This window comes from Bacillus cereus group sp. BfR-BA-01316 (genome assembly GCF_022664195.1).
GTDB lineage: Bacteria > Bacillota > Bacilli > Bacillales > Bacillaceae_G > Bacillus_A.
In genome coordinates this window covers 1-16,908 of record NZ_JAKUGX010000004.1, presented here as the reverse complement: position 1 = coordinate 16,908, position 16,908 = coordinate 1, and the positions used below count along the sequence as shown (strand labels likewise).

Sequence of the window (16,908 nt, the reverse complement as noted above, 5' to 3'; positions counted from 1 at the left end):
AGCTATTTAATATAAATTTCTTTTTCAATTTCTACTAACTGCTTTTGTAGCTCTTCTTTACTTTGTTCGTATAGTGATACATCAATTGTTTCAGCTAAAGCGAATAATATACTTTCATAATAATTCTCAACATCTTGCTGCATCACTTTTTGGAATAGGTTCCATTTTGCATCCCACTCTTGCTTATAATGATGAACGAATAAATCTTCTTCATCAACTACATAGTTTGATACGAAAGGTTCTAACACTCCTTTAGCGTCTTCTTGCATAAAAGCTTTATCATTTTTTTCAAAAAAGCTTTTCTCATTTTTAAAATGTGCTAGTGCCTTTTTAAAATCTTTTATTTCTATTGAAGGAAACGGCTCTTTATGTGTAATAACTTTATATTCATAATCCACTGTTCCACCCATAGAAATCGATTCATTTTCCACTTTGCAATTCACAATAATTTCATCCTTTGCACACTTCATCGCTTCATCTATCCATTTTTCAAGACGTAATGATGTCGCACGCATTTCTTGTAATAAATCATGTTGAATAAATGAAACTAATTCCATTACACATTGTTGCAACTGCATTTTCACATTTCCATCTGTTCGTAACGAAGCCGGATTAATAAATTCAGTAAACACATCGTTATAGCGTAAAAATAGACGTTGGTGTACATAATAAAGTAATTCTTTCACTTCATTTTGCATTGCTTGCTCTTCAGCAAGTACACTATATGATGAAATAATATGAAGTAGCTGATCACGCTCTGCTTCATATTTTTTTGTTTGCTTCTCTTTCTCATCATTTCCCTGCTTCGCGCCATTTATCATATTTACAAGAAGCTGATTCGCTCCTTGCAATGCACCATATAAAGCATGCACAGATACAAGCATTAAATCCCTCATCATAAAGGACGTAAATGATTCTTCAAACTTAGCAATCCCAGAGTTTTGTAAAATACCATACTTTTCTTTATCAATACTTTTCCCTTGTTTTTCTTCGAGTGCACATAAACTTGAAATTGCAAATAAGCGTGGATTTCTAATACCATATTGTAAAAGCTGATCCGCAATATAACCTTTTACCATTTCAAGCTCTTCTTCAGATTGAGCTAAATCGGCTGCATTAATTAAGAAGAACATTTTATCAAGCGCGAACGTATCTTTTACACGACCGAGCTGAATTAAAAATTCACGATCTGCACGAGAGAAAACATGGTTATAGTATGTTACGAATAAAATAGCATCCGCATTCTTTATATATTGGAATGCAACATCAGTGTGACGAGCATTAATAGAATCAGCCCCTGGTGTATCCACAAGAGCTACCCCTTGCCTTGTTAAAGCACAATCATAATAAAGCTCCATATACTCAACAAAACATGATTTTTCTTCATTTGCTACATAATCAGAGAACTCCTCTAACGTAACTTGTACTTGTTCACCTAAATGAGCAGCAACTGCCCCATACCCTTTTTGTACCGCTCGTAAAAAGCTAAATGTTGTTTTTTGCTTCCCGCTTGGTGAAGGATATTTCATAATTTTATCAATTTGTGTTAGCGCTTCTTCCAACGTAGCAATTTCATAGTGAAACATTTTATAAACGGCTTTCATATCTTCAAATAGTGCTTGCTCTGACTTAAACTGCACAATTACCGTTCCATGTGGTTTGTCTTCTGTAACTGGCAAAATTTGATTTATTGTTGCTGTCGTTGGATTTGGTGATACAGGAAGTACCTTTTCACCAAGTAATGCATTGGCAAATGATGATTTACCTGCACTAAAAGCTCCAAATAATGCTACTGTAAATTGCTTCGTTTCCACGCGCTTTCTTTTACTAACTACTTCTTGCTGTAAATGTTTAAGTGTAGGCAATGGATCTAATATCGTTTCAGCTTTCTTCACTTTTTCTAATATACGCTGAATATTTAAAGCTTTCGTTCCTTTAATCTCTTCTTCACTAGCCGCTACGTTATCATTTACAATTTCTTGCTCTTGTAGTGTAAACTTCTCACTAACAACTTGTTTTTCACTTTGTAATATTTCGTCTATTCGCAATCCATCTGGCGTAGAAACACGATCATACCAAACATCTTGTAAATAGCCCTCATATTCCTCATACGTCTTAATGTATTGTAATTTCGTTTCTTTCGCTGTTTGTAACATCGTATATTTTTCAATTTCTTCTTCAATACGAGCAATCTCTATCTTCACTTTCTTCTGCAATGCATCCATACTTTTTTCAAAAATTTGCTGAGATTTCATAAAGTATCTTTTCTTTAACTCATTTGCAACGTCAGCAGTATAAAGAAGTAAGTAATCACCGGTAAATCCAGCCCCTTGTTTAATTGTTTCAGCCAACACTTCCGGTCCGAAAGCAATCTCTAACGCATATATGTCTTTCCCTATTTCTTCTGTAAATAACCCTTCTTCTTTTAAGAAGGCTACAATAAATTCTTTCACATGAAAATCAAGTTGCGTTTCAACAGTCTTTTGAAGAACAGAATAAAAAACATCTACACGTCTTTGCTTTTCTTGCTCCGTCTTTCCTTTCGCAAATAACAAACCAACTTTAAACTTCGTTAATTTCGTTTCTAAATACCCGTTTGCCAATTCTCTCATTTCAAATGGCATTAAATACGCGTTATCTAATATAGCTTGTAAACCTTTTATAAACTCATTTCTCACATCGGATTCTTTACTAGCCGCGCGATTTTTATTTTCAGTTAACTCTTCTTTCTTTTCGACTATCTCTGACAGGGAAAGCAGTGATGTCAATTCTTCTTCATATTTCATGAGATATTTTTCATTTTCAGAAAGTATGAACGAGCAATGTTCTTGCAGTAAATATTCTGTTTCTCGCTCCATTCCATTCCTTACATACTGCTCTTTTTCTTTCATAATTGAAGAAATTAATACTTCTAATCTTTGAATTTCATTGTACGGATGATTCATCATTCGTAACGATGTATAAAAAATACCATCTACTTCTATATCCCAGTTAGAAAAAGACTGTTTTACACTATCTCTATACTCTTCAAACGATAGTTCATTTTCTTTATGTTTATCTATTTGGTTTACAACGAGATAAACCGTTTTATTACGTTGTTTCAATTCTTTCACAAATTGTAAGTTAACCTCTGATTGGACATGGTTATAATCCATCATATAGAAAATAACATCTGCTAGATGCAGTGTTGATTCTGTCGCTAATTGGTGGGCATCATCCGTAGAATCAATTCCGGGCGTATCAACTAACATAACCCCATCAGGAATTGGCGCATCATTTCGATAAATATGAACACCAATTACTTCATCACCGTCTTTACATATTTGTTTTAATTCTTCTGCTGAATATGCGCCGTCATATTCATACTGTTCTCCAGACTTAATCGTTACAACAACGCGATCAGATCCTCTTTCAATTTTAACGACGTTAGCACTCGTTGGAATCGGACTTGTCGGTAATAATTGCGCTTTATATAGGTGATTCATCATTGTCGATTTCCCCGCAGAAAAATGACCACAAAAAGCTAGCATAAGCTGCTCTTGTTTATATTTTTGAATCACTTCAAACAACTTCAAACTATTCTCTACATCGCCGTTTTTTTGCCACTCTTCATAAAAACAAACAAGTTTTTTCATACCGTTTGTCTGTACTATGTTTGTCATCCCCTTGTTCCCCTTTATCCAAGATGTATATACTTTATCCCGCTATTTGTGGGCAGTAAAAACCCGTTTCGTGCGGGCTAATAATCAGTGAGGGATAGACCTCCCCGCTGATTAAAGTTTCACTTTATTATCATACTAAATTTTCAGCATATTCACATCAAAAATAAAAAATCCCTTTCATTCTTTTTACAAATGAAAGGGATTTTATGTAATATTATTCATTTTGTTGTTCCTACTCCATTTAATACATACTTTGTAACACCAACATATATAGCAATCGTTCCTGCAACAAGTGCATACACCATATTAACACACCAACCTTTTTTGATAATGATTATCACTTTTGAATACATTTTATCATTAAAGAGAATCATTATCAACAATTTTCTAAAAAAGAAAGCTCCTTCGGGAAAAGGAGCTTTACTGCCTGTTTTAAAGAAGTTTAAAACTTGCTGTGCACTCTTATTATATCTCATAATACACATCTTAACAGTTTTAAAAATTGGAAATAACCTATATACCCTCCCCTTTACATTTTGTATAATAAAAGGGAATTACTTAACAAGGAGGAAAATAATGACACAAAATCTCACGCAAGGCGAGAGGATACACTCTATCGATATTATTAGAGGAATAGCTGTACTTGGTATTTTTCTTGTTAACTGGCCAGTTATTGCCGGAGTTGACTCAAGTGAAATTTCAGGGATTTACGAAGGAGTAGACAGCTACATCCGCCTATTTTACGATATGTTTATTCAAACGAAATTTTATACTATTTTTTCGTTTTTATTCGGATTAGGTTTTTATATCTTTATGAATCGTGCTGAGGCGAAAACAGATCGTCCAAAAACTTTGTTTGTTCGCCGTCTTCTCATTTTATTATTATTTGGTTTCTTGCACTACGTTCTTTTATGGGATGGAGACATCTTACATACTTATGCAATCACTGGGTTTTTCTTATTTCTATTTTACAAGAGAGAGCCACGTACTATTTTAATATGGTCAATTGTACTATTAAGTTTCATGCAATTGTTCACATTATTAGGTTCTCTTCTAATGGCACTAGTGCCTTTAAATGAATTAGACCTTTCCTCAGCAATTATACCGTTAGAAAACTGTGGCTTACAAATCGAAGACAGATTCCATTCATTCTATTCGGAAGCATTAGGAAACAGTTTCATTATGCTTCCTGAAACACTAGGGTTGTTTTTACTCGGATTATACGCTGGTAAAAAAGATATTTTCCGTCGTGCAAAAGAATTAGATCCAAAACTAAAAAAATGGCAAATAATTATGTTCATTTTAACATTGCCAATGTGGTTTATTATGATTCACTTCTTTATTAACAACCAACCTTATACACCATTTACCCTTATGGGCATTACGATGATAAGCGGAAAAACATTATTCATCTTTTACATTTTTACACTGATGCGTTTATTACAAAAAGAAAGATGGCAAAAATTATTACGACCATTCCAATATGTCGGACGAATGGCGTTAACAAATTACATCTCGCATACAATTGTTACGTTACTTGTATTCGGTCTATTGTTCAAAAATTATTATCCTGCTCCATTATGGGTGGGACCACTATTTTGCATCGGCTTTTATACGTTACAAATCTTTATTAGCCGCTGGTGGCTTTCTCGCTACCAATACGGGCCGCTTGAATATATATGGCGCCTTGGTACGTACGGAAAGATGATGCCCCTTAAAAAGAAAAGCAAGGTCTCTTGATGAGACCTTGCTTTTTTATGCTTCTCTTACTGCACTTTGCATAGAAACTGGCTCTTCTTTTACTTTCACTTTACGCTGCGGCACCATATTAAATACAATATTTAAAAGTACTGCTGATGCACTTCCAAGTACAATTCCGTTATCTGTTAAAATACGAATGTTTTCCGGAAGCTGTGAGAATAACGTTGGAACGACTGTAACACCAAGTCCGATTCCGACAGAACATGCAACGATTAATAAATTCTCTTGTTTTCCAAAATCAACACTGCTTAACATTTTAATGCCATACGCCATTACCATGCCGAACATTGCTAACATCGCACCGCCAAGTACTGATTTCGGAATAATTGTTGTAATGGCTGCAATTTTAGGAATAAACCCAAGAGCGATTAACATACCACCACAAGTATAGATAATAACGCGATTTCTTACTCCAGTTAATTGAACAAGGCCTACGTTTTGAGAATATGTTGTGTATGGAAACGCGTTAAAAATACCACCTAGAACCATTGCTAATCCTTCTGCGCGATAGCCTTTTGTTAATTCTTTTTCACCGATCTTTTTATTGCAAATATCAGATAATGCAAAATATACACCTGTTGCTTCCACAATCCCTACGCAAGCAACGAGAATCATCGTAATAATTGGCGTTAATTCAAATGTTGGTGTACCGAAGTAAAATGGCTGAATGCCGTGGAACCAGTCTGCCTCTCCAACCGCTTGCAAGCTTACTTTCCCCATAAATGCTGCAACGATTGTACCGAACAAAAGACCAAGTAATATAGAGATTGAACGGATAAATCCGTCAAAGAAACGATACATAATAATGATAAATAATAAAACACCAAATGCTAATGCTAAGTTTTCAAGACTTCCAAAGTCTTTACTTCCTACTCCCCCAGCCATATCATTAATTGCTGCTGGAACAAGTGTAACCCCAATTACTGTAACGACAGATCCTGTTACAACAGGAGGAAACAGTTTTACAAGTTTCCCAAATAATTTCGCGAAAATAACAACAAATAATCCCGCAGCAATAATTGCTCCATATATAGAGGACACGCCATATTGTTTACCAATTGCAATCATCGGTCCAACCGCTGTAAATGTACAACCAAGTACAACCGGAAGCCCAATACCGAAAAAGCGATTTGATAATGCTTGTAAAATCGTTGCAACGCCGCACATTAATAAATCAATGGATACTAAATACGTTAATTCTTGTTGATTTAAACCAAGTCCCCCGCCGACAATAAGTGGAACAATAATTGCGCCAGCGTACATTGCAAGCATGTGCTGAATGCCGAGCGATGCGATTTTAAATGGGTGCTGCTTCATTGTTAGTTCACCTCCGCAGTTTCTTGCTGTACAAATGTAACTGTGCCGTTATCAAGTGATGCAATTTCTGCTAGTGATTTAACACGAACGCCCTGTTCACGCAGCTTCTTTCCTCCATCTTGAAATGCTTTTTCAATAACAATGCCAATTCCAGCAATACTTGCCCCGGCTTGCTCTACTAAGCTCATTAAACCTAAAGCAGCCTGACCGTTTGCTAAAAAGTCATCAATAATTAGTACATGATCATTTTCATCAATATGATTTCGAGATAATGAGATCTCGTTCGTTTCTTGTTTTGTAAATGAGTATACTTTCGCAACATACATATTATCTTGTAACGTTAACGATTTACGCTTTCTTGCAAAAACTACTTTTACACCAAGCTCTAAAGCAGCCATAACTGCTGGCGCAATGCCTGAAGATTCAATCGTCACGATTTTTGTAATGTTCTCTTCTTTAAAACGCTTAGCAAATTCTTTTCCGATTTCTTGCATAAGTACTGGATCAATTTGATGATTTAAAAATGCATCTACCTTTAATACATCACCAGATAAAACCTTGCCTTCGTTCAAAATCTTTTCTTGTAATACTTTCATGTTTGTTCCTCCTCTTATGCAAATAAAAAACTCCAAAAGCCGCCACCACTCGTTACAAGTGAGAGACGTGCTTTTGGAGTTTCGCAAAAAAGAATGCTAAACAAGCAAATATATTCGTCCTCACTCATAGTCAAAGTATTTACGGTACTTCGGTAGAAACTTGCAGGCCATATCCCCGCGATTATATGAGTGTAGCTAACTTATTTATTTATAGAAGGATTATAACGCACTTTTTTCACTTTGAAAAGCATTTATCGTAAAAACACGTACAAATTTTATGAAAACACCATTTTCGTTCGAGTTTTTCAAACTCTTACATTTCATATTATAACGTCGTTAATATGATAGGCCCATCCTTCGTAATCGCAATTGTATGCTCATATTGTGCAGATAATTTCCCATCCATCGTCCTTGCAGTCCATCCGTTTAAATCTACTTTAGAATATCGCATACCGGCATTTACAATAGGTTCAATTGTAATTACCATTCCTTCTTGTAATTCTGGCCCTTGCCTTGGCTTACCAAAATGAAAAATTGCTGGTTCCTCATGAATTTCTTTACCAATTCCGTGTCCCGTAAAGTCTCTTGCAACAGAAAACCCTTCAGAAGCTACATAACTTTCAATTGCGTATCCAATATCTCCAACATGATTACCACTTATCGCTTGCTCAATCCCTTTATATAAAGCACTCTCTGCTACTAACAATAACCTTTTTGCTTCATCAGAAGTATCTCCAACTATATACGTCCATGCAGAATCCGAGAGTGCACCATTTAAGTTTACTACCATGTCAATTGTCACAATATCTCCTTCACTTAAAGGAACATCTGTTGGAAACCCATGACACATTTCATTGTTCACAGATGCACATATTGCGTATGGATAATCGTTATACCCTTTCTGTTCGGACCTGGCACCATGCTCTTCTAAATATGCTTCAACAAACGTATCAATTTCTTGTGTAGTGATACCTGGTTTCATCATTTTTGCGATTTCTCTATGACAAGAAGCTAGTAACTTCCCCGATTCATGCATCAAATCTATTTCATTTTTCGTTTTAATTGTAATCATACTACCTCTACCTCTCCTTACTAAACTTGCTATTTGCTACTAAACTTCAATCATACACATCCTCTTCCAAAATTTCAAAACTTCTAACTACATCAAGTACAAAAACAAACATCATTTATTTCTACATCAAAATAAAAAAAACAGAAGCCCCCTTCTGTTTCTTAATCATTTTTACATATATAGTTCATTTTCAAAAACTCAAAACAACTGCCATTCGTTTTTTGAATAAACGTTCCAACTGCTTCGAATCCTGCTTTTTTATATACTTTGATTGCCCTTTCATTAAATGCCGCTACCGATAATGTTATATAGTCACAGTTATATTTTTCTTTACTAAAATCTAATCCAGCTTTTACGAACTGTAAACCTAATCCATTGCCTGTTATATCAGGTCTCATTCCAAGTCCTATATCAACCGTTTGATTATTTATTTTACAAAAACTAAAGAAGCCAATTATAATATCGTTTTCTTTCACGACAAATGTAGTATTTCCTCTCATATGAGCATTTAAAAAGTCCACTAAATCTTCTTGATCTGCTTCTATATCATAAAAAGAATACTCCCCTTCATAATGCCAGTTGTATGCAATTTCTTCCGCTTCCGCTTGCGACATTACTATAAACATATAGCCCATTTCTCTCACTCCCTCATAAAAAAGAGCTGCAATTAAGCAGCTCCTGTTTTATAACTCATAAATCTCTTTATATTTAGCTTCCAAATAATCAGCTAAGTAGTTTGCATTTAAACCTTCACCTGTCACATCTTTTAAAATTTCAAGTGGTTTTTTCGTTTTGCCATATTGGTGAATATTCTCTGTTAACCATTCACGAATTGGTGTCACGTTTCCTTCTTCTAATAATGCATCAAAGTTCGGAATATCCTTTAGCATCCTATGTTTAAATTGCGCTGCATACATATAACCAAGCGCATAAGATGGGAAATATCCAAATGAACCACCAGCCCAGTGAACGTCTTGTAATACACCTTGTGCATCATTCTCTGGACGAATACCTAAATAAGTTTCCATCTTATCATTCCATGCCGCTGGTAAGTCCTTTACTTGCAATATGCCATCAAATAATTCTTTCTCCAGCTCATAGCGAACCATAACATGAAGCGGATATGTAAGTTCATCTGCTTCTATACGGATAAAGGATGGTTTTGACTCATTAATCGCATCATAAAACTCATCTACCGATACGCCGTCAAATTGATCGTCACTATATCGCTTTAACAAATCATAGTTTTTCTTCCAAAACGACTTATTACGGCCAATGAAGTTTTCAAAGAATAACGATTGTGACTCGTGAATTCCCATTGATGTTCCACTGCAAAGCGGTGTTCCTTCTAGTTCCTCTGCAACATTTTGCTCATATACAGCATGACCACATTCATGAATCGTGCCGAAAACAGCCATACGGAAGTCTTTCTCATCGTAACGAGTCGTAATACGAACATCCCCTCTATTTAATGTAATTTCAAAAGGATGTACCGTTTCATCAAGACGACCCGCTTCAAAGTTATAGTTCAATTGTTTTAATAACTCTAAAGTAAAATTCTTTTGTTTTTCTTTTGAAAAATGTTCGGATAAAGCATTTGTTTTTAATTCTTTTTTGGACTCAGAAATTTCTTTCACAAGCGGAACGATACGTTCACGTAGTTGACCAAATACATGATCTAACACTTCTACTGTGATTCCCGGCTCATACATGTCTAATAGCGTGTTATATTTGTACGTTTCGTAACCCCAATATGCAATAAAATTCTTTTTGAATTCAACAATTTTTTCTAAATACGGACGGAACATTTCGAAGTCAGATTTTTCGCGTGCTTCTTCCCATACACTTTCCGCTTTCGCTTCTAATTTCACATACGCTTCATATTCCGCTTGTGGAATTTTCTTATTTCTATCATATTCTTTACGACACTCTTCAACCATTTTCTTTGTCGTTTCAGAAAGTTTATTTTCAACAATTAAAGATTCTAGTTCAGTTAAATAGTTCCCCATCTCATCTGAAGTCGACATCGCAAACACTTCGGATGAAAGCATTCCAATTACTTCTGAACGCTGGTCCACTCCTTGCTTTGGTGCACCTGTTCTTAAATCCCAAAACATTAAGCTTAATGCTTCTCCATAATTCTCTATCTTCTTCACATATGCTAAAAATTGTTTTTCTACTTCATATGTAGCAACTGTCATAGTATAAAAAACCTCCTTTTTCTACCTCAACCTTATTTCGACATTAAAACATAAATTCCTTTTCTAATAGAAAAAAAGCTTGGCAAGTGCCAAACTTTTCCCTACAACATCTTTTCGTTTAAAGTACTTTTCCTTCTACCGGAAGCACTTTCTTCACTGCTTCTATCACTTTTTCATCTTCATTATCTGATAAGAATAATGATATAGCACCTTTATCTTCACTTGTACGAATTAAACGTCCAATTCCTTGGCGAAGACGTAAAATCATATAAGGCACATCTACGTCCCAGAATGGATCATTCACATGTTTACGCTTCGCCTCAAACACAGGATCGTTTGGAGGGAATGGTAATGACCAAATAATAACATGTGATAATGATGAACCAGGAATATCTAAACCTTCCCATAAATGAACCGCACAAAGTACTGTCTCTTCTTCATTTTGGAAACGAGAAACGAGCTGACTAATTTCTTGATCCCCTTCATATAAGAACGGAACCGACATTTGCTCTTTACTTACATACTCTTTAAACGCTGCAAGTTCTTGCATTGTACGGAATAATACGAGCGTACGTCCATTTGTTTTCTGTATATTTTCAAGTGTATATTGACACTTTCTTTCCCATTCATTTTCTTTCGTATAAGAGAGTAAGTTCACTGCCATTTGTTCTTCATAATCAAACGGTGAAGCAACTGAGAATGATAAGTAATCTTTTACCCCTAGGCTATTTGCAGTAAATGCAAACGAATCATTGTCCGATAATGTCGCAGAAGAGAAAATATACGGAATCTTCTTCGAGAATACTTTTTCTTGTAACACTTCTTCAACTGCACGCGGCATAATAACTAACGTGAAGGCACCATCACCTTCCTCACCCCACGTAATTACATTTTTCTCGTGCATGAAAAGACGAAGTGAATGCTCTAACACATCTAAATGCTCATCAACAATATTTAAATCGTATGTGTTTACTGTATACATTTCGCTTTCAAATACTAATGCGTCACCAACTTCACCAATTTTTGCATAAAGTCGTTCTGCCTCAGCAGTTACTTTTTCCGTAACTTTAATTTCTAAACGATCGGAACCTTCAATTTCCTTTTTATTCTCTTGTAGTACCTCAAAGAATCGTTCAGTTTGCCAAATTGTTTCTTCTACTAAATGTGCAAACTCTTCACGGATATCATTTTGTAACAATCTCGTTAAAAGTTGTTCCATCATCGTTTGCTTTAAACGATATGTTAAAGCTTTTTGCGCTGCATACTCTACAAGATGCCCTTCATCAAATACAACACAGCTACTTTCAGGTAACAATGGAATTTGCCCTTCACGTTTACGTGCATCATATGTCCAAATATGATCCATATAGAAGTCTTGAGAACAAATAATTAAATCTGCAGCTTTACGATAATGTTCACGAGAAAGTGTTTGACCACAACGATGACGAGAATCACAAGTGAAGCAATCTTGGAAGTAATCCCAGTTTACCTTTGACCATTCCTCGTCATTTAACAGTGGAAATTCTTTTCGATCACCATAGTGAGTAAAGTTCTGCATCGTACCATGATCGAATACGAACTGAGGTAATTCGTAATATACATCTTCAATTACTTCTGGAGCTCGTCCACTCATAACATCTTCAAGTTTACGCAAACATAAATAATTATCCATTGATTTCGCAAGTCTAACATCAACAGATAGCCCTAATGCTTCAGATAACTTAGCAATGTCTCCTTCTTCTTTCACAAGCTGCTCAATTAACGTTTCATCTGCACAAGCGATAATAGCTGGCTTCCCTGTATAACGTGCATAACAAATTGCATATAGAAGATATACAATTGTTTTCCCTGTTCCTACACCTGCTTCTGCAAACATAACTTTCTTCTCTTGGAAAGCGCGCTCTAACTGAAACGCCATAAAAATCTGTTCATCACGCTCTTCAAAGCCTTTTTCTGGAAGGATGTCGTAAAACACATCTCCAATCCACTCATTCAACTTATCATAAAAATTATCTTGTTTTCCTACTTCAAATGGTAACCTATTCTCAGTAAACATCCTTAGCCTCCAACCAAACAGTTTTTCTATAAAAAGATATAGCAACTGCTACTCACATGTATGCAGTTGCTTTCCCTTGTTGCAATACATAGAAATACACGAAAAAAAAATTCCCTTTCGAAAAAGGAAAATTTTTTTCTATATTAATGACCTTAAATAACGTTTATCAATCGCTGTTTCATGCGAAAGAGCTGACAAATATTCTTCCTGCGCTTTTTGTATTTCATCTACAATCGCACCTTGACTATCCACTTCTTTTCCGAGCTCATCATACGTACGGTGAATAGCCTTTTGAATCATTGATAATTGGAAACCATCCATTTCGCTTCCTCCTTTTACGCATTACATAATAGCCAGTATATGCGCGCTGGAGGAGTTTTATACTATGAGTTACGCGGTGGACGTTTTCCAAAGTATTGGTAGTAATCTGTACGGATAAAGCCGTTAAACAACTTACGCTTCTTCGATGCATCTTTTCCGTAACACTTCTCAAATGCTTCATAACTTGTTAATAAATACATTGACCATGTATCTAATGGGCGGAATACCTCTCCCGTTTCTTTATATAATTTTTCAACAAGCGCTCTTTCACTTAAACGTTCTCCGTATGGAGGATTCGTTACAACATAGCCATATTCCTCTTTTGTCGTGAAATCTTTTACTTGCATTTGTTTAAATGATATAAGATCCCCTAATCCAACTTCTTCTGCGTTATCTTGGGCAACTCTTATCATACGGTGATCGATATCTGATCCAATGATTTGCAGTGGTTGATTATAATTTGCTAAATCTTCAGCTTCTTGACGAGCTTCGCGCCAATTTTGTTTACCAATCCAGCCCCATTCATCCGATGCAAAGCCTCGGTTAAATCCTGGTGCAATATTTTGTCCAATTAATGCAGCTTCAATTGGAATTGTACCAGATCCACAGAAAGGATCAACGAAAGGACGATCCGGCTTCCAGTTTGTTAACTTAATTAAAGACGCAGCTAATGTTTCTTTTAAAGGTGCTTCACCTTGCTCGAGACGGTATCCACGTTTATGAAGACCTACACCACTCGCATCGATTGTTAACGTTGCAATATCTTTCAACATTGCAATTTCAATACGGAATAACGGACCATCTTCTTCAAACCAAGTTGTGCGTCTATACGTTGTTTTTAATTTCTCAACAACAGCCTTTTTAACAATACGTTGGCAGTCTGAAACGCTAAATAATGTTGATTTCAAAGATTTCCCAATAACAGGGAATTCTCCATTCTCTGGAATATAATCTCCCCAGTTTAACGCTTTTGTTTTTTCAAATAACTCATCGAATGTTGTTGCTTTAAATTCGCCGACTTTAATTTTCACACGATCTGCAGTACGTAACCATAAATTCGTACGACAAATCGCTTTTTCGTCTGCTTCAAACGTTACCTTGCCGTTTTCCACTTCACATTCATAACCAAGATCGCGAACTTCTCGGGCAACTAACGCTTCAATACCCATTGCCGCTGTTGCAATTAAAGTAACTTTTCCCATTTGCATTCACCTCTTATGTATAATCAAACAATAATTAATAACATGTTGTCCTATTAATTATTACATATTACGAAAATTTTTCTCATTTACCATTTTAACTCACAATTTATAACTTCATACAAATAAAAAGCCCTCCTCTTACAAAGGAGAGCTGAGTTATTTCATAGTTGGTTCATAACGTTCTGTAAGCCATGTTCTGTTCCTTTGTACTGCAAACGGCCCACGCCTCGTACTCCGGTGGTAATCATCTATCTACAGGTTACGAAAACCTGTCCTTTTCCATCGTTCATTTCCTTGGAAAAGATTCCCCTACCATTATTTGGGTTTCTCGCTCGTGGGGTTTACCTCGTTCCACTCCTATCATTTCTTCAAGGACTTCGTCACTGTGGCACTTTAAAGGTAGTCAAACCATATCCGAAAGGACTTAGGTTTTTTCCCTGCCGTTAAACCAGCCTTACAGCCAGAATACCCTAGCTTATGACTTGGCTAGGCACGAACACTACAACCATCTCAGGCTGTGCGAGCATGGACTTTCCTCTACAACGTTGGCGTTGCAGCGATTACCCAAACGTTATGACAAACATTAGTATAGTGGAAACAAAAAGATTTTGCAATGTTTTTTTCTATGTAAATGCTTTAACCTTTTTACCACCTTACATTATTCGTATAACTTACTTCCAAATACAGCTTTTTCTAAATTAGATAGACGTTTTAAAATATCCGTATTCGTATTGTTATATACAGGTTGTGCAACTGGTGTTTGTACCGGTTGTTGCGGAACTTGTGTTGCCACTACTTTTTGTTCTTCTAATTCACGTTTCAAACGAGCATTTTGTTGTTTTAATTGATCAAATTCCTTATGAAAAGCTTCATAATCTTTAATAATCATATCAAGAAACTTATCTACTTCTTCTTGTTGATAACCTCTCATACCTGTTTTAAACTCTTTTTCTAAAATATCTTTCGCCGTTAATTTAATTTTATCCGAAATCATTTTCTTCACCTCAAATTTTTGCCAAAACTTTCATTAACTAAATTTTTTCAGAAACAATGCCTTTTGTCAATCAAATATACGAGCACTATATTACATATCACTCTGCATTATTCCACTGTTCCTCTTCCATTATATCTTGTAAATCAGAAAAAAGAATGAAATAACTGTGATAATTTTCTATTTCTCCTTTTTTCTTAGCTGCTTCTACAATATATTTAGGGCTCCCAGGCTTTTCTTCATCATATACAGCTAAAAGTGCATCGCTTTTTTCAATAAAAAATTGATTCTTTAATTTAAATTGCTCTGGGCTTTCGTACTTCCGTTTCGTAATACTATCAATATGATCTGCTTGTGAAAGAATAAATTCGTAATATTCACGATTATCTTCCTTCCAATTTTCCTCTTGTTCTAAAAAAGGAGTAAATATCGCTAATTTTAAATTTGGATATTCTACTTGAATCTCAAAAACAACTTCAGCAGCCCATAGCTCTACTCCTAATTGACCACTTATAATAACCCATTCCAAACCTTCTTCTACAAAAGCGGTTAATTTGCGATGCAACGCCTTTTTTATACAATCTACTCCTGGATGATCATTTTTAAATATTCCAAGTTCAAATGGCTTATATCCTGTTACAGCAACAACTTTCATATCAACACTCCAATTATAAAAAAAGAACTAGCATTTTGCTAGTTCTAACATATCATTTACTTTTTGAACATTCCACCAATGTTTGGTCCCATATTTGGTCCAAATGGTGACACATTCGGTCCTGGTCCAAATGGTGATATTTGATGACCGTGGTGATGACCATGACCACATGGTCCACATCCACCGCCAAATCCACCAACAGATCCACCGCCAAATCCACCAACAGATCCGCCGCCAAATCCACCAACAAATCCTGGATCACCAGGATCTACAACGTTTACGTTCGAGTTTGTTTGTGGGAAGAAGCTTTGATTTTTAATTTGTTGATGATGAACATGCGTTGTATGAGTTGGAAAAATGTGTGGCACCACCGTTGTTGAAAAAGAATGTGTTACGCACTGTTTCGTTGGATGAATGACAGGAGCTGTCGTACAAATAGGTCCTACAGGCTTATGCCCTCCAAAGCAAGGATGACAATGATGCATAGTTTTTTCTCTCCTCTCTCATTAAAAAAATCTGACTACACTTTACAATATGAGCGAGGGGGTAAAGCCGCTTGTTATATATACCCATTTATTTTATGGAAATTTGTCTAGTATCCAATTTCATACGTAATACCTATTATAGACAACCCCCTAATATTATTTACCAAAAAAGCCCCCGACTTGCTTAACAATCCCTGTTACTTGATTCATCGCGTTCATCATTTGTCCAGCTGTGTTCATCATTTTATTTACATCGTAGTTACCATCTGATGATTTAAATTGTGAAACAAAACTAGAAAACTGACTTGGTTGCTGTTGCTGTTGCTTTTGTTTATTCATCGTTGGATATGGTTGTTTTGGTGGATAAAACATAGCTTGTTGATTTACATATTGAGCTGGCGACATGTAGTTTTGTGAATTCATATACGCTTGCTGTGGTTGATTCGTATACATTTGCTGCGGCTGACTCATATGCGGTTGCTGCGGTTGATTCATATGTGGTTGTTGCGACTGATCCATGTGCGGTTGCTGTAGTTGATTCATATGTGGTTGTTGCGACTGATCCATGTGCGGTTGCTGTAGTTGATTC

The 16,908-nt window shown here is 35.7% G+C and carries 15 protein-coding genes, 1 other RNA gene and 1 riboswitch; of the genes, 1 reads left to right on the top strand and 15 read right to left on the bottom strand.

The window, feature by feature from the left end:
- Positions 1-2: 2 nt before the first annotated feature.
- Positions 3-3,662: a dynamin family protein gene (locus tag MR071_RS04605; RefSeq protein ID WP_242235212.1), complete on the bottom strand. Its 3,660-nt coding sequence runs from the start codon at positions 3,660-3,662 to the stop codon at positions 3-5.
- Positions 3,663-3,880: 218 nt separating this feature from the next.
- Positions 3,881-4,138, bottom strand: coding sequence for a hypothetical protein (locus MR071_RS04600; protein WP_002149265.1), 258 nt, complete (start codon positions 4,136-4,138; stop codon positions 3,881-3,883).
- Between the two features lie 100 nt (positions 4,139-4,238).
- Here MR071_RS04600 and MR071_RS04595 point away from each other — a divergent pair, with 100 nt between their 5' ends.
- Positions 4,239-5,402 carry a DUF418 domain-containing protein gene (locus MR071_RS04595; protein ID WP_242235210.1) on the top strand — a complete coding sequence of 388 codons (1,164 nt, stop codon included), beginning with the start codon at positions 4,239-4,241 and terminating at the stop codon, positions 5,400-5,402.
- A gap of 15 nt (positions 5,403-5,417) precedes the next feature.
- Here the strand turns inward: MR071_RS04595 and pbuX are convergent, their stop codons facing one another.
- The 13 genes from pbuX to MR071_RS04530 all read right to left on the bottom strand — a co-directional run.
- Entirely contained in the window at positions 5,418-6,740 is a 1,323-nt protein-coding gene (gene pbuX, locus MR071_RS04590) for a xanthine permease PbuX (RefSeq protein ID WP_002158545.1), read from the bottom strand.
- A gap of 2 nt (positions 6,741-6,742) precedes the next feature.
- On the bottom strand, positions 6,743-7,336 hold the full coding sequence (locus tag MR071_RS04585; RefSeq protein WP_242235208.1) for a xanthine phosphoribosyltransferase: 594 nt from the start codon (positions 7,334-7,336) through the stop codon (positions 6,743-6,745).
- Positions 7,337-7,443: 107 nt separating this feature from the next.
- Positions 7,444-7,545, bottom strand: a riboswitch (purine riboswitch).
- Positions 7,546-7,661: 116 nt separating this feature from the next.
- Complete coding sequence (locus MR071_RS04580; protein ID WP_242235205.1) at positions 7,662-8,408, bottom strand: type I methionyl aminopeptidase; 747 nt, start codon at positions 8,406-8,408, stop codon at positions 7,662-7,664.
- A 161-nt stretch (positions 8,409-8,569) separates the two neighbouring features.
- Complete coding sequence (locus tag MR071_RS04575; RefSeq protein WP_242235203.1) at positions 8,570-9,043, bottom strand: GNAT family N-acetyltransferase; 474 nt, start codon at positions 9,041-9,043, stop codon at positions 8,570-8,572.
- Positions 9,044-9,091: 48 nt separating this feature from the next.
- Complete coding sequence (ypwA, locus tag MR071_RS04570; RefSeq protein WP_242235201.1) at positions 9,092-10,609, bottom strand: carboxypeptidase M32; 1,518 nt, start codon at positions 10,607-10,609, stop codon at positions 9,092-9,094.
- A 118-nt stretch (positions 10,610-10,727) separates the two neighbouring features.
- Entirely contained in the window at positions 10,728-12,665 is a 1,938-nt protein-coding gene (locus MR071_RS04565; RefSeq protein ID WP_242235199.1) for an ATP-dependent DNA helicase, read from the bottom strand.
- A 138-nt stretch (positions 12,666-12,803) separates the two neighbouring features.
- A complete protein-coding gene (locus tag MR071_RS04560) occupies positions 12,804-12,986 on the bottom strand; it encodes a DUF3921 domain-containing protein (RefSeq protein WP_105583979.1) in 183 nt (60 codons plus the stop codon).
- 62 nt (positions 12,987-13,048) lie between these two features.
- The gene (locus tag MR071_RS04555) at positions 13,049-14,188 is read right to left on the bottom strand and encodes a THUMP domain-containing class I SAM-dependent RNA methyltransferase (protein WP_242235197.1); all 1,140 of its coding nucleotides are present in this window, start codon (positions 14,186-14,188) and stop codon (positions 13,049-13,051) included.
- A 180-nt stretch (positions 14,189-14,368) separates the two neighbouring features.
- Positions 14,369-14,760: RNase P RNA component class B (gene rnpB / locus MR071_RS04550), an RNA gene on the bottom strand.
- 86 nt (positions 14,761-14,846) lie between these two features.
- Entirely contained in the window at positions 14,847-15,182 is a 336-nt protein-coding gene (gene gpsB, locus MR071_RS04545; RefSeq protein WP_105583981.1) for a cell division regulator GpsB, read from the bottom strand.
- A gap of 97 nt (positions 15,183-15,279) precedes the next feature.
- On the bottom strand, positions 15,280-15,834 hold the full coding sequence (locus MR071_RS04540) for an SLOG family protein (RefSeq protein ID WP_105583982.1): 555 nt from the start codon (positions 15,832-15,834) through the stop codon (positions 15,280-15,282).
- 56 nt (positions 15,835-15,890) lie between these two features.
- Positions 15,891-16,319, bottom strand: coding sequence for a CotD family spore coat protein (locus MR071_RS04535; protein ID WP_242235195.1), 429 nt, complete (start codon positions 16,317-16,319; stop codon positions 15,891-15,893).
- A gap of 156 nt (positions 16,320-16,475) precedes the next feature.
- A partial coding sequence (locus tag MR071_RS04530; RefSeq protein ID WP_242235194.1) for a YppG family protein occupies positions 16,476-16,908 on the bottom strand: 433 nt, incomplete at its 5' end.